The following is a 24,538-nucleotide window of genomic DNA, read 5'->3' on the forward strand; positions in this document are numbered from 1 at the left end:
TCCGTGGTTATGTACAAGCTTACGATTTAGACGGTAACGTGCAGTACAAAGCTTACAGCGTCGGTCCTGATGATGAAATGTTAGTTGATCCAGAAAAAACCATGTCTATGCTGAAACCGGTTGGCAAGGATTCTTCATTAAAATCCTGGCAGGGCGACCAGTGGAAAATCGGTGGTGGTACAACCTGGGGTTGGTATTCTTATGACCCTGACCTGAACCAGTTCTACTATGGTACAGGTAACCCTTCTACCTGGAACCCGGTACAACGTCCAGGCGACAACAAATGGACAATGACGCTGTTTGGTCGTGATTTAGACACTGGTATGGCGAAATGGGTTTACCAAATGACCCCATACGATGAGTGGGATTATGACGGTGTAAACGAAAACATCCTGGTAGACCAGAAAATCAAAGGCAAAATGCGTAAAATGTTAGTGCATTTTGACCGTAACGGTTTTGCCTACACCATGGATCGTGAAACAGGTGAATTGCTGGTTGCTGAAAAATATGACCCAGCGGTTAACTGGGCAACTGGCGTTAACCTGAAAACCGGTCTGCCTGATCGTGTAGCGAAATACTCTACTGCACGTAACGGTGAAGACGTGAACACTACTGGTATCTGCCCTGCAGCATTGGGTACAAAAGATCAACAGCCAGCAGCGTTCTCACCACGTACCGGTCTGTTCTATGTACCAACCAACCATGTTTGCATGGACTACGAACCATTCGAAGTTGAATACGTAGCGGGTCAACCATACGTTGGTGCTACTCTGAGCATGTACCCACCAGAAGGTGATACACACTTGGGTAACTTCATTGCCTGGGATGCGCGTGAAGGTAAAATCGTCTGGTCAAACCCAGAGCGCTTCTCAGTCTGGTCAGGTGCTTTGGCAACTGCCTCTGATGTTGTGTTCTACGGCACACTGGAAGGTTACCTGAAAGCAGTTGATGCGCAATCTGGTCGTGAACTGTGGAGATTCAAAACAGCGTCTGGCATCATCGGTAACGTCAACACCTACAAACACAACAACAAACAGTATATTTCAGTACTGTCTGGTGTAGGTGGTTGGGCTGGTATCGGTATGGCTATCCCAAGTTTGGAAAATGACTCAGACGGTCTTGGCGCAGTTGGTGCATATCGTGCACTGTCTAGCTGGACTAACCTGGGTGGTATTCTGAGCGTATTTAGCCTGTAAGACCAATAAGTGTATTAAAAATATACTTAAGTTAGACAAGAAAACCCGGTATCTTTAATAGATGCCGGGTTTTTTTTTGAACAAAAACGGCATATGAAGTGTCACACTTATTCCCATAAGAAATAAGGAAGAGAGAATGATTAAGCTACAGAAAATGGCAATCCTGGCATCGGCTTTACTGGGTGCCTCGTTTGCAGTCAATGCAGAAAATTTGAAACCTTTACCAGGTCAAGAAGTACTGAGAGTCTGCGCTGATCCAAACAACATGCCTTATTCAAATAAGAACAAGGAAGGTTTTGATAATAAAATTGCGGAGTTATTAGGTGAGCAACTGGGAATTCCAGTTGAGTATTACTGGTTTCCGCAACGAATTGGTTTTGCACGGAACACCATTAAAAAAGAACATCCAGAACGTGGTGGTTACATGTGTGACTTAGCCATGACTGTTCCAGAACATACAGATTTTATGCTGCCCACCAAACCGTATTTCAGTTCAATTGAAGCAATCGCCTATCGTAGCGGTGAAGGTTATGAAATTACGAAACTTGCCGATTTGAAAGAAGTAAATGAAAAACATGGACCACTAAAAATAGGTTTGTTTGACAGGGCTGTTTCAACTGAAGCACTTATCGAGATGGGATTGGGCGATCAGATATCTTATTATCAATTAATGAGTGGTGATGTGAATGCCAGTCCAGGAAGAGCAATTGAAGATCTAGCTGCAGGTAAAATTGATGTTATTCCAATGTGGGGACCTGTAGCAGGATACTATGCGAAGGTTTCTGATGTGCCGATTACAGTTAATCCATTAAATGAATTGGGTCAGCTGCATGTATTCAGTTTCAGCATGGCAACTCGCTACTCAAGCAGAGAATGGAATAAATTATTGAATACATTCATCGATCAGAACAAAGATAAGATTGATGCCATTATTGCTGAATATAATTTACCATCGCTTGAAAACGTCAGTCCTACACCAGCCAAAAAGCCGCGCAAGGATGACGATGATTAGTAGAACGTTCGATTAAAGTGATACCCGAAAATTAATGGTGGCTACAAAACTGTAGCCTCCATTATTTTTTTCAGGTTGTCGTTTATTCGTGCAGCAAACTCAGCCTGTTTTTTATCGGCAACGTTTTCGTCCATTAAACGGGTACCAATAATGACTCCATTACTACTTTCCCGAACCGTCATAATGCAGGGCATATCATTAATCAATTGTTCATTAATCAGCATCATTTCTTTTGCATAAGTAATATTGCAAAAACTGATGACAATGGATAAAGGAAAGTCTTCATCCCCGCGTTCGCGGATAGCAGAGCCTATGTCACTTTTATGAATAATTCGATAGTTGTGTTCCGATATCGCAATATTCAGGTTTTCCAAGGTTTCTTGGTAACTATAAGGGCTATTTATTTCAATTATTCGGTTAGTATTCGCAGGCTGACATGCGATAATAAAAAACAGACTGGAAATCAAAATTCCGGGAATCTTTAAGTGAGTAAATAGAGTCATAAGCAGATAAAAATAATAATTGAAATATAAGTTTAAGCATAACACCTATAAAAAATCGTGAGGTAACAAACAGTGAGAATAAATCAATACATCGTGTTTTCGCTCGGATTGATGCTGCTGTTAACTGGTAAAGCGTTTGCAGCTCCGGGTATGTCAGAGATTAATAATGAGTTATTTGATAAGTCCCACCTTAAAAACATCGACCAGCCAGGCGTGTTGGAATATAAATTTACTAAAACCAGCTTTGTTGATGGTGATTACACCGATACCATTGATGTCATTGTTAAAAATATTCGTAATACCGGCCGAGCGGATACCTACTTTGAATTTTTTACCGGTCAGAACAAACGTCCATATCAGGAACGGTTAGATCAACGTGGTAATAGTGTATTCGTTTTATTTCTGGAATATGACGTACATGAAATGAAGCGTTTAACAGGTGGTGAATGGCGGTATTTCCAACGTTTATTACGTTGGTCATTTGCGGAAGGTGCTGATAAAAAACAGGTTGAAGTAGATTACAACGGTGACAAAGTAAAAGCATGGCAATATACCGTGCAACCTTATATTAATGACCCCAAGAATGATCGTTATAAACTGTATTCTTCGAAGTATTATATTTTTACCTTATCAGAAGAAATTCCAGGTGAAATTTACGAGATAAAAACGGTCGTTCCTGATGGTAAAACCTGGAAGGAAGGTGAGGCGATTTTAGTCGAAGAGAAAGTTACCTTTACTGGGTTTAAGCCTGAATAACGTGGCACTTCTATGAATATTCTTAAAACGGGCCATTGAGCCCGTTTTTTTAGATGAAAAGAATCTTTAAAAAGCTTCAATCCATACAAGGTGCTTTGCGGTTCCATGAACTGAGTTTTGTGGTGCTGATTGTCATGACGGCCCTCATGAGTTTTAACTGGGCTTTAGCCTGGCAAAAAAGTTCAGAAGAATCCCTTCGCTTGAGTTCAATGAACACGCATGTGCAACATTTGCGTGGCGATCTTTATCGTCAGCTCAAGGAGGTCTTTGATGTTGTCTTTCTTAACGATGTCCTGGCTATTGAAGAGTATTATCAATTTCGCAATCAGATAGATAGCTATTTGTTACGGTTGAAAGTATTAGCGCAGACACCCACGGAAGAAATTCTGATTGTCAGAATTGAGTATGTCTATAACAAGTTTTATCAGGAAACCAGCCGATTTCTAGATTTGGAAGAATTAAGCTCTGAAGACAAGGTTTGGCTTGATGAGCAGCTTGAAGAACAAACCTTCCGCCAGCTTGAAATGGTTTTCAGTGATATTGAGGACTATCTGAAACAACAGCAGTTGCAATTAACCGCTTCTGATGAACGTATGTTCGGCAAGATGATTCTCAGTGAAGCACTGCCAATCATATTGGCGCTGATTTTGCTCAGTATCTCCAAATGGTTTGTGCGTCGCAATATGCTGGCCCCGCTCAGAAATGTCACCAAAGGCGCTAAAATAATCAGTACGGGAGACTTTAAACATCATATCCCGTTAAAAGGCCTGGAAGAACTGCAGCGACTGTCGCAGGCTATTAATAGCATGGCAGATGAATTAGCCAGTAACAGAGATCAGTTAATTGAAACCAAAAAACAAGCTGCTTTAGGTGAGTTAGTACCGTTGGTTGCACATAATATTCGTAATCCCTTGGCGGGTATTCGTGCTGCTGCACAGGTATCGATTGACGATGCGAATGAAGAAAGCCGCGCTGTTCTGAAAGACATCATCATTGCTGTCGACAGGTTGGAAAATTGGGTGACTTCCTTATTGATGTATTTACACCCCTTAAAGCCACATATGATCGAAGTTACCTTAACGGAACTGACAGATAATGCATTGTCCTTAATAGAGTTGCAGCTAACCGAGAAATCGATTCAATTAAATCGTCATGGGTGGCAGCAAGCAGCCAGGCAGATCAATATGGATAATAATCTGATGGAGCAGGCTATTTTTAATTTGATTCAGAATGGCATTGAAGCCTCTCCAGTTGATTCATCCATCAATATTCATTATTGGGAAACCCCTCAAATGATCGGTTTACATATTGATGATCAGGGGAGTGGGTTTTCTCATAAGCCGGATGAAAAAAACAGCCAATTACATAAAAAATTGAGTTATGGGCTGGGAATTCCATTCGCACAAAAAGTCATTAAACAACATCATGGCGATTTAGCATTTGAGACAAATTCTCATGGTGGTGCGAGAGTATCACTGACCTTGCACGTTAATGATAAACAGGCAAATAAATAGGATGTTCTATGCTTAATTTCTTATTGATAGAGGATGAAAGTCTGTTTGCCAAGTCTGTTAAGCGCAGACTTGAACGGGAAGGTCATCACGCCAAAATTGCAGATAACATCAGTACAGGCCAAAAATTATTACAGAGTGAATCTCCAGATATTTTACTGTTGGATGTCAGGCTCCCGGATGGTAATGGTCTGGATTTATTGACAGAAATTCGTGCTGAGGGGCATCCCATGGCAACGCTGCCTGTTATCGTGATGACGGCATACGGGGAGTTGGAAGATGCTGTCAGTGCTATGAAATTTGGCGCTTCTGATTATCTGAAAAAGCCAGTAGATCTCGATGAATTAATGCTGACAATCGATAAAGTAGTACATAACCATGCCATTCGCCGTCAGCTGGATTTTTCAGAGCAGCGCGCCCAAAAAACACAGCAACTGATCAATCTCATTGGCAGCAGTCAACAGATTATGACTATTCGGAATCAGGCCAAGCAGCTTTCTGAACTGATGGACAAAAATAAAGATACCACTCCAGTGGTCTTAATCACTGGTGAGACGGGGAGTGGGAAAGGTGTATTAGCACGGTATTTTCATCAAATCAGTCATCGATATGACCGACCTTTCGTCAATGTGGATTGTGCTGCTTTGCCTGATGACGCTGTAGAGGCTGAGTTGTTTGGCCAGGAAAGCTATTATAGCCTTAATGAAGCATCAAAAGCTCGGCCTGGACTTATCGAAGTAGCTGAAGATGGTACGCTTTTTCTTGATGAAATTGCTGAGTTATCGTTGTCTGCCCAAACTAAGCTACTTAATGTAATTGAAAGGCGACAATTACGCAGACTGGGGTCAACAAGAGAAATACCGGTAAACTCGCATGTTATTGTTTCAACCAATCGTGATCTGCACCAGTTAGTTGCTTCCGGGGAATTCCGTGCAGACCTTTACTTCCGCCTGAATGTCGTTGAGATAACACTACCTCCTCTAAGGCATCGACAGCAGGATATAGCGGAGCTGGCACAGTTTTTCATCGAACAATTCGCTAAACGCTATGGCGTTGAACAGCCAAGACTGGCTTATGATGCCATGCGTCAAATGCAACAATATGACTGGCCGGGCAATATCAGGGAGTTGGAAAATGTGCTTGAACGAGCAGTTATGCTATGCAAGCAAAGTATCATTGAGTTTGACGATCTGCTATTGAGACCTTTCAGCCAGAATGATAATTCTGAAAAGGTCTTACCAGAGATAGAAAAAATGACGATGGATCAAGTTGAGAAATATTTACTTGAAAGTGCTCTGAACCGGAGTTCTGGTAATGTTTCGCGGGCGGCCAGGCAGCTTGGGCTGACTCGTATGGCCATGCGTTATCGTATGGAAAAATACAAACTATAAATTATTTGACCAGTTTCAAACTGGGTTTGCCGTTTGTCGTTTTAGTTGGTTCGACTGATGGTGGAGTCGGAGGAGTAGGGTTTTCTTCCTCAGGAAAGAACATGCCTTCATTATTTTCCTTGCCATAAATAGCCTGAATAGCAATTACCGGAATAAATAAGTCCATTGCCTTGCCAGAAAATCTGGCTGAAAAGCTCACCCACTCATTATCCATATTCAGACCACTAATTGCATCAGGGGCCAGATTCAATACAATGCGGGCATCTCGGATGTATTGTTCAGGAACGACCACACCTTCATGGTTTGTATTGACCAATAAATAAGGGGTAGATTGATTGTCGAGTAACCATTGGTAAATGGCCCTTATCAGATAAGGTTTTTGTGAAGACATGCTCATTAGCGCATTCCTCTCTCCGCTGTGCTCAGGCTCGCTTGAAATGTGGCTCTATCAAATATTTTCTGCGCATAACGTTCAACAGCGATGGCCGAATCAGGCAGTTTAATACCCAAATGAGGCAGACGCCATAATAATGGGGCTATATAGCAGTCTATCAACGAAAATTCATCGCTCATCAGATAGTCATATTGCTCAAATAGCGGAGCCAGAACAGTCAGATCTTCACGTAAAGTCTTTTTTGCTTTAGTGGCCGGGGATTTATCCCGCCCTGATAATTGTGGCCACATTGCAAGCCAGTCGGTTTCCAGGCGATGTAACATCAGTCGCATTTGAGCTCGGGCCCCAGGGTCATTGGGCATTAACGATGGGTGCGGGAAACGTTCGTCAAGATATTCCATAATGATTGGGGAATGAAATATCACAATGTCCCGATCAAACAATGTAGGACCCTGCCCGTAGGGATTCGCTGAAGCAACTTCTTCGGGCCAGTGGCCGTCAACAAGTTCTACAAGCTGGCATTCAATTTGTTTTTCTTGAACGACAATGCGGGTCTGGTGACTGAATGGACATTGTGCATCCGAGTACAATGTCATCAGTGGTTTACGATTACGTGTTGTCATTAGCAGTACTGCTTATTATTTCTGAATGTAGCGTTAGTGAACGTCTTTCCAGTAAGCTTTTTTCAGTGCCAATGCGATAACAAAGAAGATCGCAAGATAGAGTAAAACCCACTTACCTAACGCTAATCGCTGTAATTTGGATGGTTCACTGATATAGGCAAGAAAGTTGACCAGATCTCGACTCATCATATCGTATTGTCGAGGAGTCAGCGCACCTTCTTGTGCAACACTGAGATGACCGTCTTCACCCAATGCCTGATAACCCTGTTGTTCCCAGAGTACATGTGGCATGCCCACATCTTTAAACGCAAGGTTGTTGGTACCCATCGGACGACTGTTATCCAAATAGAAAGTACGTAAATAGGTATATAACCAATCTGTACCCCGCGCACGTGCAATGACAGATAAGTCTGGTGGTGCTACACCAAACCATTTTTTTGCATCTTCGGGGCGCATTGCAATTTGCATCGTTTCACCGATCTTATCAGTGGTAAACATTAGATTGTCGGTAACTTGCTCATCGGTTAAACCCAAATCTTTTGCCATACGGTTATAACGCATCAACGATGCTCCATGACAACTCAGGCAATAATTCATAAAGGTGTGAGCGCCACGCTGTAATGAGGCTTTATCGGTCAAATCAATATCTACTTGATCCAGTTTGGATGACGGACCGGCCGCAATGGCGAGTGTCGAGAACAGACTGAATATCGAAATGAAAGCTGCTAAAGTCAGATTTCTCATTTGGTCGTCACCCTTTCTGGTACAGGTTTATCTTTATCAAATGCCGTATAGATAGGCATCAGGAGAAAGAAAGCAAAATACAGAACCGTAAATATTTGTGCCAGCAAGGTGTAAAGCGATGTTGCTGGCTGAGTTCCCAGGTAACCTAAGGCTAAGAAGCTGATAACAAAAATTACCAGAGCCGTACGGAAATAAGGACCTCTATAGCGTATCGAACGGGTTTTGCTCCGATCCAGCCATGGCAACAGGAACAGCATGACAATTGCCAAGCCCATAGCAATAACACCAAACAGCTTATCCGGTACTGCACGCAAAATGGCATAAAACGGTGTGAAATACCATAAAGGCACAATATGTTCCGGGGTTTTTAAAGGATCTGCCGGAATAAAGTTATCCTTTTCAAGGAACCAGCCGCCGAATTCTGGCAGATAGAACAGCACCAGAGAGAATATAAACAGGAATACCACTACGCCCACCAGATCTTTTACCGTGTAATAAGGGTGGAACGGAATGCCATCTAAAGGTTTACCGTTTTCGTCTTTGTGTTTTTTGATTTCTACACCGTCAGGATTGTTTGAACCCACTTCATGCAGAGCGAGGATATGGGCAACAACCAAACCTAATAAGACGATAGGCAAGGCTATGACATGCATGGCAAAAAAGCGGTTTAATGTGGCATCAGCGACAACGTAATCACCACGAATCCATAAAGCAAGATCTTCACCAATAACCGGTAAAGCGCCAAACAAAGAGATAATAACCTGAGCACCCCAGTAAGACATTTGTCCCCAAGGTAACAAATACCCCATAAAAGCTTCGGCCATTAACACGACATACAGAAGCATGCCGAAGATCCATATTAATTCACGGGGTTGTTTATAGGAACCATACATCAATCCACGGAACATATGCAGGTAGATAACGACAAAGAATGCTGAAGCCCCGGTGGAATGCAGGTAACGAATTAACCAGCCCCACTCTACGTCTCGCATAATGTATTCAACCGAAGCAAAGGCGAGCTCTGCATCCGGTTTATAGTTCATGGTTAAAAATATGCCGGTAACAATCTGTAAAACCAGAATCAATAAAGCCAGAGAACCAAAGAAATACCAGAAATTAAAGTTTTTTGGTGCGTAATATTCTGAAAGGTGTTCCTTCCACATTTTGGTCGCAGGAAAGCGAGCATCAATCCAATCCATCATAGACATTATGCGGCTCCTTGGGCGTCTTCACCAACAATAACAACATTGTCACCCTGGAAATGATAAGGGGGCACTTCAAGATTGGTCGGTGCAGGAACACCCTGGTAAACACGGCCAGCCAAATCAAAACGAGAGCCATGACAAGGGCAGAAGAAACCGCCTTTCCAATTGGCACCCAGATCATTAGGGGCTATTTCTGGACGGTAGGTTGGTGAGCAACCCAAATGTGTACATATTCCCACCATGACCATAACTTCTTTTCGGATCGAGCGTGTTTCGTTCTGCGCATATTCAGGTTGCTGGGTTTGTTCACTCTGTGGATCGCGCAACTCATCGTTCAAGGTGACGAGAGTGTTTAACACTTCTTCGGTACGGCGGAAAATCCAAACCGGTTTGCCACGCCACTCGACAGTCAATAATTGACCGGGTTCAAGTTGGCTGATGTCAATTTGCACCGGGGCACCGGCAGCTTCTGCTTTAGCGCTTGGCGCAATGGAAGAAACAAAAGGTATGGCAACAGCCACCGCACCGGCACCGCCTACTACACTAGCTGCGGCGGTTAAAAACCGTCTTTTGCCAGTATCTATAGAGTCGCTCATCAGATGAATATCCCCTGATATGTTATTTAATGTGAATCCAGCAGAGCATCAATGTCTCGGGATTGCTGAGATAAAACCAGTAAATTCTAGCATAGCAAGGAAGTTTTTGGATCAAAAAAGCCCGCATTTTTATGCGGGCTTTTAGGAGTACTTCTAGAGGAGTATAGACTTACTCTGCAGTAGCCTGTTCTACTTTTTTAACTAAACGACGTAATGCGCCTTTAGGTTTTGAGTCTACAATGGCTTGCAAATTAGTCGGTTCGCCTACAATGATCGCGCCGCCCATACCGGCACCCCAGTGAGGGTCACACTTGTAAAGGTAAACACCTTCTACAGTCAATGGTTTGGTTTGGTAGTTTTCACCCATTTGTGACATGAAACCTTCAGCGCCTTCAGGAATGAATTCTTGCTCACCACTTGAATCAGTAAAAGTAGTATTTACCAGGTGACCATTCATTTGTTGCCAGGAAACAGTGTCACCCGGAGCGATTTTGACAACCAAAGGATCAAAAGCAGTCAAACTTGCGTTAACAACATGATTCTCAGCCATTGCAGCAGCAGAAAATAAAGATGCTGCGCCAATTGCTGCTGTCAAAAGTGATTTACCATATTTCATGAATATTTCCTCTCTTTATTGAGTTATTTGCCTCAGTGCGGTGCCAGTTTCCCATAGTGAACCTGAACCCACACTGAACACATTTAGCCACGTGTTTTAACACGTAATTTTCTTGGCAATACCAGCACAAAAACGTCCAACTATACTGACTGTTTGGGGGATATGTCCATGCTAAATCGAAAATTTGTGTCATATAACACAATGGTTATTCCATCTGTCAGTGCTGGGCAACTTCCTGAAATATATAGCGATGATTGCTAGGGTCTGTTGATCTTTCATAGCCGCCTCTGTTGTGACTGAAAATGCACCAATCAAGGCGCGAGGAATGTCGTTTGTGAGATACATCCGTGTATCTTACCCCTTCGGGGCTGACGCTCAAAAACGCTCCCGACGTTTTTGTAGTCGTTCTAAATAAATGACGAGTAACGCAGAGTGGTGGATTTTCAGCCACAACCCGAAGGGCTGGGACTATTTTTCCGCCCCACGGTCTTGGAAATGACTTATGTAGAACAACTACATCGCATCATTTCCGCCTTGTTGGACGAAAAAATAGCCTCCAGCAGTGGTGGCTCTGAAAGATCAACAGACCCTAGATAAGAATGGAGATTAATGGATGGTTTTCCTGTGTTTTTAACCTCAACATTATCAGCGTCGGGTACGAAGATCTGAAACCGATATTATGAAAACATATTGGGTGCCGGTAAGCGCTTAGAGGTTATAAAATAAGATGCATCATATAAGTTTAAGTGCTTTCAGAATTCTCTGTGAAAATGCCAGAGACTGAAAGAGTAATTTTTCGGTATAATCAAGCGCTTTGAAAGCTTGAAACTAATTTATATTGCCGCATCTATAAGCAGCGTTTTTTTTTGATTCATTATTTAGGGAGTAAAACCTCATGCCGTTTTATGAATATCGCTGTGATGCCTGTAATCATAATTTTGAAGCATTGCAAAAGATCAGTGATGATGCGCTGGTGGATTGTCCGGCCTGTAATCAACCCAGCCTGAAAAAACTTATTTCAGCGGCGGGTTTCCGTCTCAAAGGGCAGGGCTGGTATGAAACCGATTTTAAATCGGGTACTAAACGTAACCTTGCTGAAAGTGGTTCTTCAGAGAGTGCCTCTTCTGCGGGTCATACCTGCGGAACTGGATGCAGTCATTAAGTTTTAAATGCGAAAATACCTAATAGCAGGCCTGCTGGTCTGGATGCCGCTCGGCATTACCTTTCTGGTAGTCCGGGCCATTGTTGGTTTTTTAGATAAGAGTTTATTACTCTTGCCGGATGCTTTTCAGCCAGATAGGCTGCTGGGCTTTAATATTCCCGGATTGGGAGTCGTTCTGGCGGTGGTCATGGTATTAGTCACCGGCATGATAATGGCCAATTTATTAGGTCGCAGATTAGTCGTTTTCTGGGAGTCCCAACTAGCGAGGATCCCGCTGGTCAGAACAATTTATTCTGCGATTAAACAAATTATGGAAGCGGTGTTGGCGACAGACGCCAAATCGTTTCGCAAAGTATTGCTGGTTGAATACCCGCGTAAAGGTGTCTGGAGTCTGGCATTTATGACTTCAAATGATTTAGGTGAAGTGCAGGATAAGACGATTGCCAATGTTATCAGCGTTTTTATTCCGACCACGCCAAATCCGACCTCCGGGTTTGTGTTGATGGTGCCGGAATCAGATGTGATTGAATTGGATATGTCTGTCGAAGAAGGTCTGAAAATGATTATTTCGATGGGCGTTGTGGTGCCAAATTCAGAGGCATATCGAAAAAAAGTTCAGCAACAGCACAGCGTAGAATAAAAATTTCGGACATCTTTCGTCTATATGAAAGGTGTAGTGTTAAACAGTATTTTTGGAATGTTGGAATAATTATGCGTAGCCATTACTGCGGCGATGTAAACGAAACTTTGATTGAACAAACGGTAACGGTTGCAGGTTGGATGCATCGTCGCCGGGATCACGGCGGTGTGATCTTTATTGATTTACGGGATCGCGAAGGTCTGGTGCAAATCGTCTGTAATCCGGAAGATGCCGAAAGCTTTGCCGTTGCAGAGAAAGTCCGCAGTGAATATGTATTGCAGATTGAAGGTGTCGTAAATCCGCGTCCTGCTGGCAGTGAAAACACTGATCTGAAAAGTGGCAAAATCGAAATTATCGCCAAGCGGGTCACTATTCTGAATAGTTCTGAAACGCCACCTTTCCCGTTGACAGAACAGGCCGAAGTCAATGAAGACATTCGCCTGCGTCATCGTTATATTGATTTACGTCGCCCCGAAATGCTGCAAAAGCTGCGTTTCCGTTCGCAGATTATCCGTCAGTTGCGTCAGTATCTGGATAATCATGGCTTTATGGATATAGAAACACCGATCCTGACCAAAGCCACTCCCGAAGGTGCACGTGATTATCTGGTACCTAGCCGTACGCATCCGGGTGACTTTTTTGCATTGCCACAATCTCCACAGTTATTTAAACAACTACTGATGGTCGCTGGCATGGATCGTTATTATCAAGTCGTGCGTTGTTTCCGTGATGAAGATTTGCGCGCTGACCGTCAGCCCGAATTTACTCAGTTGGATATTGAAACCTCTTTTGTTGAAGAAGAGGACTTAATGCAGTTAATGGAAGACATGATCCGTGACCTGTTTGCCAATGTCCTGGAACAACCTCTTCCAAACCCTTTCCCGCGGATGACTTATGCGGAAGCCATGGATCGTTATGGCAGTGATAAACCGGACCTGCGAATTGATTTGGAACTGGTTGAAGTCAGTGATCTGATGCAAGCGGTTGATTTCAAAGTGTTCTCGGCACCGGCTAATGATGACAATGGGCGAGTTGCTGCATTACGCGTTCCCGGTGGTAATTCACTTAGCCGTAAAGAAATTGATGATTACACCAAGTTTGTCAGTATTTACGGAGCCAAAGGTCTGGCTTACATCAAGGTCAATGATATTGATGTGGGACGTGAAGGCTTGCAGTCACCGATTCTGAAATTCCTGCCGGATGACGTGGTAGAGGCGATTCTGCAAAGAACCGGTGCTGAATCAGGAGATTTAGTGTTTTTTGGTGCTGATAAAGCTTCCATTGTGAATGAATCTTTAGGTGCATTGCGTGTCAAAATCGGGCATGACCTGAATATGGTTGAACATGGCTGGCGCCCATTATGGGTGGTTGAGTTCCCGATGTTTGAATGGGATGAGAAAACCCAGCGCTGGTATGCCTTGCATCATCCGTTTACTGCGCCGCGTGAATCAGATATTGATTTATTAAGCAACGATCCGGGCAAGTGTCTGTCTCGTGCTTATGACATGGTGTTAAATGGTACAGAGTTGGGCGGTGGTTCAATTCGTATTCATAAAACTGATGTTCAGCAAAAAGTATTTGAAATGCTGGGGATACCGGCGGAAGAAGCAGAAGAGAAATTTGGCTTTTTACTGCAGGCATTAAAATACGGTTGCCCACCACATGGTGGTTTGGCCTTTGGCTTGGATCGTCTGGCGATGTTGATGACCGGTTCTGCCTCGATTCGTGATGTAATGGCCTTCCCTAAAACGCAATCAGCAGCCTGTCTGTTGACCAATGCACCAAGTGCTGTAAGCGATGAGCAACTGAAAGAGTTGAATATTCGTTTACGTAAAGTGCCGACAGTTGACTCCTGAGTTATCACTCAGATCAACTTGATTTTAAGAGGAAAGCGAAGTGGCTACAAAACTAGCAGCAACGGCAATCCCGTTTGAACACTATTTCTCAATAGATGATGAGGCCTGCGATCAACGTATCGCTGAGGCTAAACAAAAGTTGGGTGATGACCTTGTGATTTTAGGTCACCATTACCAACGCAATGAAGTCTTCAAACACGCAGATTATTCGGGTGACTCACTGAAATTATCCCGTAATGCCGCTGAGTCAGATGCTCAGTACATTGTTTTCTGTGGTGTGCATTTTATGGCGGAAGTAGCGGACATTCTTTCCCGTCCCGATCAAATTGCGATTTTGCCGGATATGGCGGCCGGTTGCTCAATGGCGGATATGGCGAATCGGGTTAATGTTGATCGGGCCTGGCAGGAAATGAGTGAAGTGCTGGATCCGGACGAAATGATCACGCCGATCACTTACATTAACTCGGCAGCAGACCTGAAATCCTTTTGCGGAAAACATGGTGGCATAGTTTGCACTTCTACCAATGCCCCACATGTTTTGGACTGGGCATTCGCCCAGCGTGAAAAAGTACTGTTTTTTCCTGATCAGCATTTAGGGCGTAATACCGGTTATAAAATGGGCATTCCACTTGAAGAGATGGTGGTGTGGGATTTTGATAAGCCACTGGGTGGTTTGACGCCGGAAGCATTGAAAAAAGCCAAGATCATATTGTGGAAAGGCTTCTGCTCAGTACACCAGATGTTCCAGCCGCAACAAATTGATAATTTTCTGGAAAAATATCCGGAAACCAAAGTGATTTCCCATCCGGAATGCAGTTTTGAAGTCTGCCAGAAATCGGATTATGTGGGATCAACCGAATATATTGTGAATACTATTGCCAATAGTGAACCCAATACCCGTTGGTTGGTGGGTACGGAATTGAATCTGGTGAATCGTTTACATGAACGTTTCCAGGATCAGGGTAAATCGGTACATTTCATGTCGCCAACGGTGTGCATGTGTTCAACCATGTTCCGCGTTGATCCTCAGCATTTATTATGGGTATTGGAAAATCTGGTAGAAGGTCATGTCGTCAATCAGGTATCAGTGGATCCGGTGACTGCCAAAGAAGCCAAACTGGCGCTGGACCGGATGCTCGCTTTACCGATTTAAAACAGGAGATAGCGCGTTATGTCAGAGACCACACAAGCCTGTACACAGCGACGCTATGAAGTGACCAAACAAGATCTGCCCATCAGTTGTCCCATGCCGGATATGCCGGCATGGAATGCTCATCCTCGTGTTTACCTTGAAATAAAAAGCCATGGTGAAGTGCTGTGTCCATACTGCGGCACACTGTTTGTGCTGAAAAATTAACTGATGAAAAAACGTTTACAAGTTGCGGTTGCGATCATTCTTAATAATGATGAACAGGTATTAATTGCCCGTCGCCATGCACATCAGCATCAAGGTGATCTGTGGGAATTTCCGGGAGGCAAGCGTGAAGCCGATGAAACCCGGTTACAGGCTTTGCAGCGGGAAATTCAGGAAGAAGTCGGTTTACAGGTTGAGCAGGCTGACCCCTTAATGCAGATTGTTCATGATTATCCAGACCTGCAGGTCGAGCTTGATGTCTGGTTAGTGACCGACTTTGTTGGTGAAGCAACCGGTAAGGAAGGGCAGCCATTGCAATGGTGTGCTTTAGCAGATTTAAAAGAAAAAGAGTTTCCTGCTGCGAACGTGGAAATTATAGAGCGACTGCAAAGACTTTACGTGGTTTAGTGAAACGAGTTGGGATCATCTTCAGGATCGATAACCGGTTCACCGGGAATGCGATGATTGCCCGCAGCCCACTCGCCCAGATCGATGAGTTTGCAACGTTCACAACAGAACGGCTTCCATTTGTTTTCGTCCGTCCATTCCACTTTACGTCCGCATTGTGGACAATTTACTTTCAAAACCATAATTACATCGTGCAACAGCTAAGCTGAAAATCCGCATCATCATTAATTTGTTGGGGACGCTGATTGATATCAAACGTCATAAAACGTACTGTAAAACGGTGTTTACCGCCGCTGATTTCAGGGTAGTAAGGTGTTGAGGCCGGTATACGAACCCGAATCAATTGTGTGGGTAAATTACTATCCAGACTGCGCTGATAAAAGCCTTTCTCTGCTTGAGCCGTAGAAAAACCAGAACTGCCACGAATCAGCTTGAGACTGATATTGATTGCTCCGCGAACAGCAACAAACTGTTCCAGCCAATAATTCAGCTGTTGTTGTCGCTGTTCAACTGAGCTGTGTTGTAACCAGTAGTGATAAGCTGGCAAATCAAAATCACAGGTGCCCCCGGCGATACTGGAACGCTGGCGGATGCTGTACAGAAATTCATTTTCTTTTAACACCTGGCCGATAGCCGATTTACGGATTTGCAACGCGTCAAGCGTCTGATCCAATTCAGCGAGCAGCGCATCCAGTGTCTCATTATCAACACCCGGCGAGTTTTCCAGCGCAGATAAATTGGTAATCAGCCGTTCAACTTCTTTGGTGACTTCGGATTTCATGTCTCCACGTTCAAACACCAGCAGCATATTCAGCATGGCATCAATGGCTTCACGATGACTCATTTCATCATCGTGTTGCATGGCATAGTCCACACGTGCCAGCAGAAATTCCAGGCGCAGGAAGGTTCTGATGCGTTCATTGAGAGGTTGTTCGTATGTAATTACGTCAGACATAGTGTGTTTTATGATTTCGCCATAAGGTCAGCATTTTGACCTGATTTAATGTTCTGCTGCCTCAGCCAACTGACAATATAACGCATGCAGTTGTGTGACCTGAAATTTCAATTTTTCAATTCCATCGCTATTGTCGATGATATCGTCAGCATATTGCAATCGCTCTGCACGATTTGATTGAGCCGCAAGATGTTGAATGGCCTCTTCAACGGAAAGCTGATCTCTGGTTTGCAGACGTGCCAGTTGGGTTTCGTGATCTACATCTACTAACAGAATTCTATCCACACAAGACTGCATATTCGCTTCAATCAATAAAGGAATACTCACTATACAGTAACTGCCCGTGGCGTCTGCAGCCTGTTGCAAAAGCTGTTGGCGGATTGATGGATGCAGAATTTGTTCTAAAGTCTGTTTGGCCCTGCGATCAGAGAATAACCGTTTGCGTAATGCGGCTCGATTTAACTGCCCATCTGCCAGCAGATAATCAGCACCAAACTGCTGAACAATGGATTGATATTCAGCCGTACCGGGTTGACTCAGCTGACGGGCAATATTATCGGCATCGATGACCTCAATACCCAGATTTTCGAATAACGTTGAGACCGTTGATTTGCCCGATGCGATGCCTCCGGTAAGGCCAACCCGAAATACCATTTCAGCTTAACCCGCTCCAGTTCAAATAACCGCTGGTCAGGCTTTCTCCCCACACCAGGGCTAACCAACCTGCTGCGGCAAGATAAGGCCCAAATGGAATCGGATTATCCCGATGCTGCTGTTTTAACAGAATCAGGCTGATACCGACCAATGCACCCACTAGAGAAGACAATAAAATAATCATTGGCAGTGCTTGCCAACCCATCCAGGCCCCCAGAGCTGCCAGCAGTTTGAAATCGCCATAGCCCATGCCTTCCTTACCGGTTACCAAGCGAAAGCCATGATAGACCAGCCAGAGGGCAAGATAGCCGACGATGGCACCAATCACGGCCGAACTGATATCGGTAAATGTACCAAATAGATTAAAGAAAAGCCCCAGCCACAATAATGGCAGGGTAATACTGTCCGGTAACAGCTGGTGATCCACATCAATAAATGTCAATGCCAGCAAAGCCCAGCTTAGAAGTAACGCGCCACAGACTGCAATCCCAAACCCAAAATGCCATGCAACCAACGCTGAAATAATAGCGGTCAGCAACTCAATTAGTGGATAGCGTTTCGAAATCGGTGCTTTGCAGTCTTTGCAACGGCCTTTGAGTATCAGGTAACTGATAACCGGAATATTTTCTAATGCGGTAATGGCATGACCGCAATGCGGACAGCGAGAGCGGGGTTTACTTAATGTCAGCTCATCTGATTTAGGGGCCGCCGAACCAATTAAGTCATGGCATTGTTGTTCCCATTCGCGCTGCATTATAAGGGGCAGACGATGAATCACCACATTGAGAAAACTGCCGACTAATAAACCCAGAATAAAAGTACTGACAATAAAAAATGTGCTGGAGGTTTCCAGCAGATAAATAAGCGACATAGGATTAAACGACTGCGCCGAGTTTGAAAATCGGCAAGTACATGGCAATAACCAGCGTACCGATCAAAATACCCAGGAATGCCATAATAAAGGGCTCCATTAACGCCGTCATATTATCAACAGCATCATCCACTTCACGTTCAAAAAAATCGGCCACTTTGGCCAGCATCGCGTCGAGTGAACCGGATTCTTCACCAATCGACACCATCTGAATCACCATATTAGGAAACAGTTCGGTGTCGGTCATGGCTTTATTTAACTGTGTACCCGTGGCGACATCATCGCGCATTTCCAAAGTAGCTTCGTTGTAAACAATATTACCAGTAGCCCCAGCTACCGAAGTCATTGCTTCCACCATCGGCACACCGGCTTTGAACATAACGGAAAAGGTTCTGGCAAAACGTGCAATAGCACCTTTGGTCAAGACATCACCGATGACGGGCAATTTTAATAGCATTCGATCCATAAAATGCTGGATTTTCCGGGAACGTCTGCGGGCTGCCATAAAGCCCATTACAGAACCGATAATGCTGCCGAAAATTAACCACCAGTAGTCCTGGAATACCTGAGAAATACTGATGACTATTTTGGTCAGGCCAGGCAAGTCCGCACCGAAACCGGTAAATAACGCCTGAAACTGCGGAATAACAAAGATCATTAAAATAGCCGTCACAATGAACGCCACCACCATAATGGCGGTAGGGTATACCAGCGCTTTTTTGATTTTGGATTTCAGTGCTTCGGTTTTTTCCTGGTAGGTTGCGATTTCGTGAAGCAGGGCTTCCAGCGTACCGGACTGTTCACCGGCATTGATCAAGCTGATATACAGATCATCAAAGTGTAATGGAAATTTTGCCAATGATTCTGCCAGGCTGGTACCTGATTCCACATCGGCTTTAATAGCCAGAATCATTTCCTGCATGCTGGCATTTTCGTGGCCTTCACCAATGATTTGCAATGATTGCATCATTGGCACACCGGATGACATCATCGTGGCCAGCATTCGACTGAAAATGGCGATATGAACCGGTTTGATTTTGGGTTTACGGGGAGCAAATAAATCTTTGGGTTTACGGCGCACTTTACCGGGAGTTATGCCCTGACGTCGTAAATCTGCTCGGACAGCCTGCACACTCTCACCAGCTTGCTGGCCTTTAACCTTGCGGCCAGATTTATTTGTGCCCTGCCATAAATATAACGTCGGCAGCTCGGCTTTTTTAGGTTTACTTGCTGTAGCCACGATTTATTCCTTAATGACGCGGTTAATTTCTTCCAGACTGGTCGCTCCGGCCATGACCTTTTTAAGACCGGATGCACGCAAATCATCAATCCCTTCAGCTTTTGCCTGATCTGCAAGTTGAATCGAATTTCCACCTTCCATGATCATACGTCCCATTGCTTCGGATACGGGCATGACTTGATAGATACCAACCCGTCCTTTATACCCTTCGGTGCAATGTTCGCAACCGACAGCATGGTAAACTTTGAAATCTGTCGCAATTTGTTCCGGGCTGAACCCCTCTTCAATCAGGGTTTCTTTTGGCAATGTTTCTCCCTTTTTACAGTGCTGACAAAGACGACGTGCCAGACGCTGCGCAATAATCAACGTCACCGCAGAGGCAATATTAAAGGCTGGAACCCCCATATTAGCAAGGCGGGTCAGCGTTTGTGGTGCATCATTGGTATGCAAAGTAGAAAACACCATATGGCCGGTTTGTGCGGCTTTAATGGCAATTTCAGCAGTTTCCAGATCGCGAATCTCACCCACCATGATAACGTCAGGATCCTGACGTAAGAATGCTCTCAGGCACTCGGTAAATCCCAAACCAATCTGCGGATGCACATTGACCTGATTGATACCCGGAAGGTTTATCTCAGCCGGATCTTCGGCGGTGGAGATATTGCGGTCATCGGTATTAAGGATATTCAATGCGGTATATAACGAAACGGTTTTACCGCTACCGGTCGGACCCGTAACCAGCACCATCCCATAGGGTTTGTGCATGGTTTCCATAAAGATTTTTTTCTGATCTTCTTCATATCCCAATGCATCAATACCCAGCTGTGCACTGGTCGGATCCAGAATACGCAAAACGATTTTTTCGCCAAATAAGGTCGGACAGGTACTGACACGAAAATCAATGGCTTTGGATTTGGAAATTTTCAATCGCATCCGGCCATCCTGCGGTACCCTGCGCTCCGCAATATTCATTCTTGAAAGTACTTTCAGACGGGCTGCTATACGTCCCCCTAAGGCGACAGGAGCTGTTTTGGTTTCATGCAGAATACCGTCAATACGCACCCGAACACGGTATTTTTTTTCATAGGGTTCAAAGTGAATATCTGAAGCGCCTGCTTTAATTGCCTGAGTCAGAATACCGTTGATAAATCTGACAACAGGCGTGTCATCAATATTTTTCTCACTCAGCTCAGCGCCGCGATCCGCTTCATCATCTGGTCCCAGATCAATGTCGTCCAGTTCGGCATCATCAAAATCATCTAAAACCTGATTTTTGTTATCCAGCGCTTTTTCGATGGTGACCGATAATTTTTGTTCATCAACCAGAACGGGGTAGGTATTCAGCGCAGTATTAAATTGAAATTCGTCAAGAGCTTGCAGGTTGGTCGGGTCTGACACCGCGACATATAAACGTTTGCCCCGTTGGAACAGTGGTAAGGCATTATGCTGACGAATAAGTTTTTCCTGAAACAGGCTGGTCGGTGCCAGTTCCATGTTCATGCTGTCGAGATCGAATAATGGTACGCCAAATTCTTGTGAGGCAATGGCACCAATAACATCACTATTAAGTAATTTATTATTGACCAGATAGGTTACGAAGGACTGAGAAGCCTGTTTGGCGGTGACCTGGGCTGTCTGGGCCTGCTCCTCACTCAGCAAGCCTTCACTTACAAGTCGCCTGGCGAGACCGCTTAGCCGGATAGGTGCTGTTGTATTTGCCATTACGGGACGCGATTCCTTAATATAATGCCTACATTCAATGCGCTGGGGCCTGTTTGTATTTCATCATCATCACTGCTGGCTGTGAAAGATAAACAGACCCTAATAGTATGTAACTTAAATAATAAATTCTAGTTTCCAATGTGGGCCTGTCACGGAATTTCCTGTGTATACTGCCTGCCATTAAAGCATCGGGGAAGACATCATGCGGAAAATATCTGGCTGGAAAGTTCTGGCTTTAGTTCTTAGTACCGTGGCAATACTCACTTCATGTGGTCTGAAGGGCGATTTATACCTGCCGGAAGGCCAGGCCAATACTGTGAAGGTTTCCTAAAAACATGCAAGATTATTTCGTACAAAAACACGGTGAATTATACGCTGAGCAGCAATCCCTGACCGAATTAGCGGCGGAGTTTGGCACACCTGCCTATGTCTATTCCAGAGCGGCACTAGAACAGCACTGGAAAGCGTTTGACGATGCGTTTAAAGCCTATCCGCACCTGGTCTGCTATGCCGTCAAGGCCAATTCAAATCTTGCCGTGCTCAATGTGCTTGCCAGATTGGGATCCGGCTTTGATATTGTTTCTGCCGGTGAATTGGCACGAGTGATTGCCGCTGGCGGTAAAGCAGAAAAAACGGTTTTTTCCGGTGTCGGCAAAACGGTTGAAGAAATCAGCTACGCCCTGAACATCGGCATCCGTTGTTTTAATGTGGAATCGGTTCCTGAGCTGCAACGTATCAGCGACGTCGCCGTCAGCCTTGGAAAAACGGCTCCAATTTCTATTCGTGTCAATCCGGATGTTGATGCACAAACCCATCCGTATATTTCGACCGGACTGAAAGAAAACAAATTTGGCATTGCGATTGATGATGCGTTAGATGTTTATCAGCAGGCAGTATCATTACCTAACCTGCAGATAATCGGCGTGGATTGCCATATTGGCTCGCAGCTGACTTCTGTTTCCCCGTTTGTTGATGCATTGCAGCGAGTTTTAGCACTGATTGACGCGTTGGCAGAACAGGGCATTATGATCAAGCATCTCGACATTGGTGGTGGACTGGGTATTTGCTATCGCGACGAAACACCGCCCACTCCGGCTGAATATGCTCACGCGATGCATGGTTTATTAAATGGACGTGAATTGGAAATTATGCTGGAGCCAGGAAGGGCAATTGCTGGCAATGCCGGAATTTTGCTGACCAAAGTGGAATATATCAAAGCCACAGAAGCCAAAAACTTCGCAATTGTTGATGCGGCTATGAATGATTTACTCAGACCGGCGTTATACCAATCATGGATGGCGATTGAAGCGGTTAAACCTCGCTCAGATGAAGCAGAACAAGACTTTGATATAGTCGGCCCGGTTTGTGAAACCGGCGACTTTTTAGGCAAAGATCGAAGTCTGGCAATCCAAAGCGGAGATTTATTGGCGATTCGTTCTGCTGGAGCGTATGGTTTTACCATGAGTTCAAATTACAACTCACGTCCACGGGCAGCAGAGATAATGGTTGACGGCGAAACCATGCATGTGGCGCGTCAACGGGAAACTGTTGAAAGCCTTTATGCTGGTGAGCAGATATTGCAGGATTAACCCTATGTTGAAATTCAGCAAAATGCATGGTCTGGGAAATGATTTTGTGGTCATTGATGCCATCAATCAGTCTGTGCAGCTGACCACTGAGCAAATTCGCTTTATGGCCGATCGGCATATTGGTATCGGCTGTGATCAGCTATTGCTGGTGGAAAAATCAGAGCGACCTGATGTGGATTTCCGTTACCGGATTTTTAATGCAGATGGCGGGGAAGTCTCCCAATGCGGCAATGGTGCGCGATGTTTTGCCAGATATGTACGTGATAACGGCCTGAACGACAAAGATTCGATTGCCGTAGAGACTGCCTCTGGCGTGATTTATCCGACTTTACAGAGCGATGGTCAGGTTTGTGTTGATATGGGAAAACCACGCTTTTCACCTGAACAGATCCCCTTTAAAACACCTGAAGCCAGCAATACCTATATGCTGGTGGTTGAACCAGGCCATCAGGTTGAAATCGCTGCACTGTCAATGGGTAACCCGCATGCTGTTTTGTTGGTAGACGATGTCGCAAAAGCGCCCGTCGGTGAGCTGGGTCCGAAAATAGAAAGCCATGCCCAATTTCCGGAACGGGTGAATGTCGGCTTTATGCAGCTGGTAGATCATGAACATATTAAATTACGCGTTTATGAGCGTGGCTCTGCTGAAACAACAGCTTGTGGTACTGGGGCTTGCGCGGCAGTAGTAAGCGGCATTCGTCGTGGAATACTTGGGCGGCAGGTTAGTGTTTTATTACCGGGCGGCACATTAGAAATCAGCTGGCCTGATGAGGATTCCTCAGTATGGATGACCGGACCGGCACAACATGTATTTGATGGAGAAATTGCGTGGGCAACACTCAACAATCTGTAAACGCTGAACAGGTCAGTGAATTTTTACGACAGCACACAGATTTTCTGATCGAGCAGCCTGACTTATTGTCTGAACTTGAGTTCGATAAATCACCTGAAGGCACGATTTCGCTGGCGCAACGACAGCGGCAGCAATTACGCCAGAAAAATCAGCATCTGCATGATCAATTGCATGCGTTAATTGATAATGCTCATAGCAATGCCGCGTTGCAACAACGAGTGCATCAACTCTGCTTGCGACTAATGGATTGCCATGATCTACAAGGCCTGTTGGCCACTTTGATGCAACAATTAAAAGAAGAATTCTCGGCTGACGAAGTGTCGTTAAGATTGTTTTACAGCGGTGAACAAAAACCGAAATTACCGCCTGTTGAAGGCAATATTGCCGAATTACATGCCGATGATAGCCAACTGAAAGCCTTTGACCATATTCTGGCCAAACAGCAACCGGTTTGTGGCCGACTGACCAAAGCGCAGAAACAATTATTGTTCGGTGAAAAGGCCGATGTAGTCCATTCGGTCGCCTGTTTACCGTTAGGCCACACGCCTTGCGCCGGTTTGCTCGCCATTGCCAGTAGTGATGCCAATCGCTTCCATGCCGATATGGGCACTGAATATTTAAGTTTTCTCGGCGAAGTATTTATGCGGTTAATGCGTCGTTTCTGTCACGGCCAGAATGACAGCTGAG

28 protein-coding genes are annotated in these 24,538 nt (G+C 44.7%); 15 read left to right on the top strand and 13 right to left on the bottom strand.

Annotated elements, in window-relative coordinates:
- On the top strand, positions 1-1,196 hold a 1,196-nt coding region (locus B2W60_RS11340; RefSeq protein ID WP_292363974.1), incomplete at its 5' end, for a PQQ-dependent dehydrogenase, methanol/ethanol family.
- A 136-nt stretch (positions 1,197-1,332) separates the two neighbouring features.
- Positions 1,333-2,208, top strand: coding sequence for a quinoprotein dehydrogenase-associated putative ABC transporter substrate-binding protein (locus B2W60_RS11345; RefSeq protein WP_292360501.1), 876 nt, complete (start codon positions 1,333-1,335; stop codon positions 2,206-2,208).
- A 41-nt stretch (positions 2,209-2,249) separates the two neighbouring features.
- Here the strand turns inward: B2W60_RS11345 and B2W60_RS11350 are convergent, their stop codons facing one another.
- Complete coding sequence (locus tag B2W60_RS11350) at positions 2,250-2,582, bottom strand: DUF302 domain-containing protein (protein ID WP_292360499.1); 333 nt, start codon at positions 2,580-2,582, stop codon at positions 2,250-2,252.
- 201 nt (positions 2,583-2,783) lie between these two features.
- On the opposite strand from B2W60_RS11350, the gene B2W60_RS11355 reads away from it, so the two are divergent.
- From B2W60_RS11355 to B2W60_RS11365, 3 genes are read left to right on the top strand one after another with little or no spacing between them, the layout of a single operon-like run.
- Positions 2,784-3,467: a hypothetical protein gene (locus tag B2W60_RS11355; protein WP_292360497.1), complete on the top strand. Its 684-nt coding sequence runs from the start codon at positions 2,784-2,786 to the stop codon at positions 3,465-3,467.
- A gap of 53 nt (positions 3,468-3,520) precedes the next feature.
- Positions 3,521-4,981 (top strand): sensor histidine kinase, encoded by a 1,461-nt coding sequence (locus tag B2W60_RS11360; RefSeq protein ID WP_292360495.1) that lies wholly within the window; start codon positions 3,521-3,523, stop codon positions 4,979-4,981.
- An 8-nt stretch (positions 4,982-4,989) separates the two neighbouring features.
- Positions 4,990-6,369 (top strand): sigma-54-dependent transcriptional regulator, encoded by a 1,380-nt coding sequence (locus tag B2W60_RS11365; RefSeq protein WP_292360493.1) that lies wholly within the window; start codon positions 4,990-4,992, stop codon positions 6,367-6,369.
- Position 6,370: 1 nt separating this feature from the next.
- Here the strand turns inward: B2W60_RS11365 and B2W60_RS11370 are convergent, their stop codons facing one another.
- The 6 genes from B2W60_RS11370 to B2W60_RS11395 all read right to left on the bottom strand — a co-directional run bounded on the left by B2W60_RS11370 (position 6,371) and on the right by B2W60_RS11395 (position 10,547).
- Complete coding sequence (locus B2W60_RS11370; RefSeq protein ID WP_292360490.1) at positions 6,371-6,766, bottom strand: ClpXP protease specificity-enhancing factor; 396 nt, start codon at positions 6,764-6,766, stop codon at positions 6,371-6,373.
- Positions 6,766-7,386, bottom strand: coding sequence for a glutathione S-transferase N-terminal domain-containing protein (locus tag B2W60_RS11375; RefSeq protein WP_292360489.1), 621 nt, complete (start codon positions 7,384-7,386; stop codon positions 6,766-6,768). The genes B2W60_RS11370 and B2W60_RS11375 overlap by 1 nt, the downstream gene beginning before the upstream one ends.
- 33 nt (positions 7,387-7,419) lie before the next feature.
- Positions 7,420-8,130 (bottom strand): cytochrome c1, encoded by a 711-nt coding sequence (locus B2W60_RS11380; RefSeq protein WP_292360487.1) that lies wholly within the window; start codon positions 8,128-8,130, stop codon positions 7,420-7,422.
- Positions 8,127-9,332 (bottom strand): cytochrome b, encoded by a 1,206-nt coding sequence (locus tag B2W60_RS11385; protein WP_292361025.1) that lies wholly within the window; start codon positions 9,330-9,332, stop codon positions 8,127-8,129. Before B2W60_RS11385 ends, B2W60_RS11380 begins: the two co-directional genes overlap by 4 nt.
- 5 nt (positions 9,333-9,337) lie before the next feature.
- A complete protein-coding gene (petA, locus tag B2W60_RS11390) occupies positions 9,338-9,934 on the bottom strand; it encodes a ubiquinol-cytochrome c reductase iron-sulfur subunit (RefSeq protein WP_339612411.1) in 597 nt (198 codons plus the stop codon).
- 166 nt (positions 9,935-10,100) lie between these two features.
- Positions 10,101-10,547, bottom strand: coding sequence for a plastocyanin/azurin family copper-binding protein (locus B2W60_RS11395; protein ID WP_292360483.1), 447 nt, complete (start codon positions 10,545-10,547; stop codon positions 10,101-10,103).
- An 895-nt stretch (positions 10,548-11,442) separates the two neighbouring features.
- Between B2W60_RS11395 and B2W60_RS11400 the strand changes: the two genes are divergently transcribed.
- The 6 genes from B2W60_RS11400 to mutT all read left to right on the top strand — a co-directional run bounded on the left by B2W60_RS11400 (position 11,443) and on the right by mutT (position 15,967).
- Positions 11,443-11,709, top strand: a complete 267-nt coding sequence (locus tag B2W60_RS11400; RefSeq protein ID WP_292360481.1) for an FmdB family zinc ribbon protein — start codon at positions 11,443-11,445, stop codon at positions 11,707-11,709.
- A gap of 7 nt (positions 11,710-11,716) precedes the next feature.
- Positions 11,717-12,349, top strand: a complete 633-nt coding sequence (locus tag B2W60_RS11405; RefSeq protein ID WP_292360480.1) for a DUF502 domain-containing protein — start codon at positions 11,717-11,719, stop codon at positions 12,347-12,349.
- Positions 12,350-12,420: 71 nt separating this feature from the next.
- Positions 12,421-14,205, top strand: coding sequence for an aspartate--tRNA ligase (gene aspS / locus B2W60_RS11410; RefSeq protein ID WP_292360478.1), 1,785 nt, complete (start codon positions 12,421-12,423; stop codon positions 14,203-14,205).
- 40 nt (positions 14,206-14,245) lie between these two features.
- Positions 14,246-15,358, top strand: a complete 1,113-nt coding sequence (gene nadA, locus B2W60_RS11415) for a quinolinate synthase NadA (RefSeq protein WP_292360477.1) — start codon at positions 14,246-14,248, stop codon at positions 15,356-15,358.
- A gap of 18 nt (positions 15,359-15,376) precedes the next feature.
- Positions 15,377-15,562 (top strand): zinc-finger domain-containing protein, encoded by a 186-nt coding sequence (locus B2W60_RS11420; protein WP_292360475.1) that lies wholly within the window; start codon positions 15,377-15,379, stop codon positions 15,560-15,562.
- A 3-nt stretch (positions 15,563-15,565) separates the two neighbouring features.
- Positions 15,566-15,967: an 8-oxo-dGTP diphosphatase MutT gene (mutT, locus tag B2W60_RS11425; RefSeq protein ID WP_292360473.1), complete on the top strand. Its 402-nt coding sequence runs from the start codon at positions 15,566-15,568 to the stop codon at positions 15,965-15,967.
- On the opposite strand, the gene yacG is transcribed toward mutT, so the two are convergent.
- From yacG to pilB, 6 genes are read right to left on the bottom strand one after another with little or no spacing between them, the layout of a single operon-like run.
- Positions 15,964-16,149: a DNA gyrase inhibitor YacG gene (gene yacG, locus B2W60_RS11430; protein ID WP_292360471.1), complete on the bottom strand. Its 186-nt coding sequence runs from the start codon at positions 16,147-16,149 to the stop codon at positions 15,964-15,966. The two genes, mutT and yacG, sit on opposite strands and share 4 nt — an antisense overlap.
- Before the next feature lie 2 nt (positions 16,150-16,151).
- Positions 16,152-16,922 carry a cell division protein ZapD gene (gene zapD / locus B2W60_RS11435; protein WP_292360469.1) on the bottom strand — a complete coding sequence of 257 codons (771 nt, stop codon included), beginning with the start codon at positions 16,920-16,922 and terminating at the stop codon, positions 16,152-16,154.
- A 45-nt stretch (positions 16,923-16,967) separates the two neighbouring features.
- Entirely contained in the window at positions 16,968-17,576 is a 609-nt protein-coding gene (coaE, locus tag B2W60_RS11440) for a dephospho-CoA kinase (protein ID WP_292360467.1), read from the bottom strand.
- Position 17,577: 1 nt separating this feature from the next.
- Complete coding sequence (locus B2W60_RS11445; RefSeq protein ID WP_292360465.1) at positions 17,578-18,447, bottom strand: prepilin peptidase; 870 nt, start codon at positions 18,445-18,447, stop codon at positions 17,578-17,580.
- Positions 18,448-18,451: 4 nt separating this feature from the next.
- Positions 18,452-19,687, bottom strand: a complete 1,236-nt coding sequence (locus tag B2W60_RS11450) for a type II secretion system F family protein (protein ID WP_292360463.1) — start codon at positions 19,685-19,687, stop codon at positions 18,452-18,454.
- A 3-nt stretch (positions 19,688-19,690) separates the two neighbouring features.
- Positions 19,691-21,409, bottom strand: a complete 1,719-nt coding sequence (gene pilB / locus B2W60_RS11455) for a type IV-A pilus assembly ATPase PilB (RefSeq protein WP_292360462.1) — start codon at positions 21,407-21,409, stop codon at positions 19,691-19,693.
- A gap of 202 nt (positions 21,410-21,611) precedes the next feature.
- Here pilB and lptM point away from each other — a divergent pair, with 202 nt between their 5' ends.
- From lptM to B2W60_RS11475, 4 genes are read left to right on the top strand one after another with little or no spacing between them, the layout of a single operon-like run.
- The gene (gene lptM / locus B2W60_RS11460) at positions 21,612-21,740 is read left to right on the top strand and encodes an LPS translocon maturation chaperone LptM (protein WP_292360460.1); all 129 of its coding nucleotides are present in this window, start codon (positions 21,612-21,614) and stop codon (positions 21,738-21,740) included.
- Between the two features lie 4 nt (positions 21,741-21,744).
- Positions 21,745-22,998: a diaminopimelate decarboxylase gene (lysA, locus tag B2W60_RS11465; protein WP_292360458.1), complete on the top strand. Its 1,254-nt coding sequence runs from the start codon at positions 21,745-21,747 to the stop codon at positions 22,996-22,998.
- 4 nt (positions 22,999-23,002) lie between these two features.
- Positions 23,003-23,851 carry a diaminopimelate epimerase gene (gene dapF / locus B2W60_RS11470; RefSeq protein WP_339612390.1) on the top strand — a complete coding sequence of 283 codons (849 nt, stop codon included), beginning with the start codon at positions 23,003-23,005 and terminating at the stop codon, positions 23,849-23,851.
- A complete protein-coding gene (locus B2W60_RS11475) occupies positions 23,827-24,537 on the top strand; it encodes a DUF484 family protein (protein WP_292360456.1) in 711 nt (236 codons plus the stop codon). The genes dapF and B2W60_RS11475 overlap by 25 nt, the downstream gene beginning before the upstream one ends.
- The last annotated feature ends 1 nt before the right edge of the window (position 24,538 follow it).

This window comes from Methylophaga sp. UBA2496 (assembly GCF_002341635.1).
In the GTDB taxonomy this organism is placed as follows: domain Bacteria; phylum Pseudomonadota; class Gammaproteobacteria; order Nitrosococcales; family Methylophagaceae; genus Methylophaga.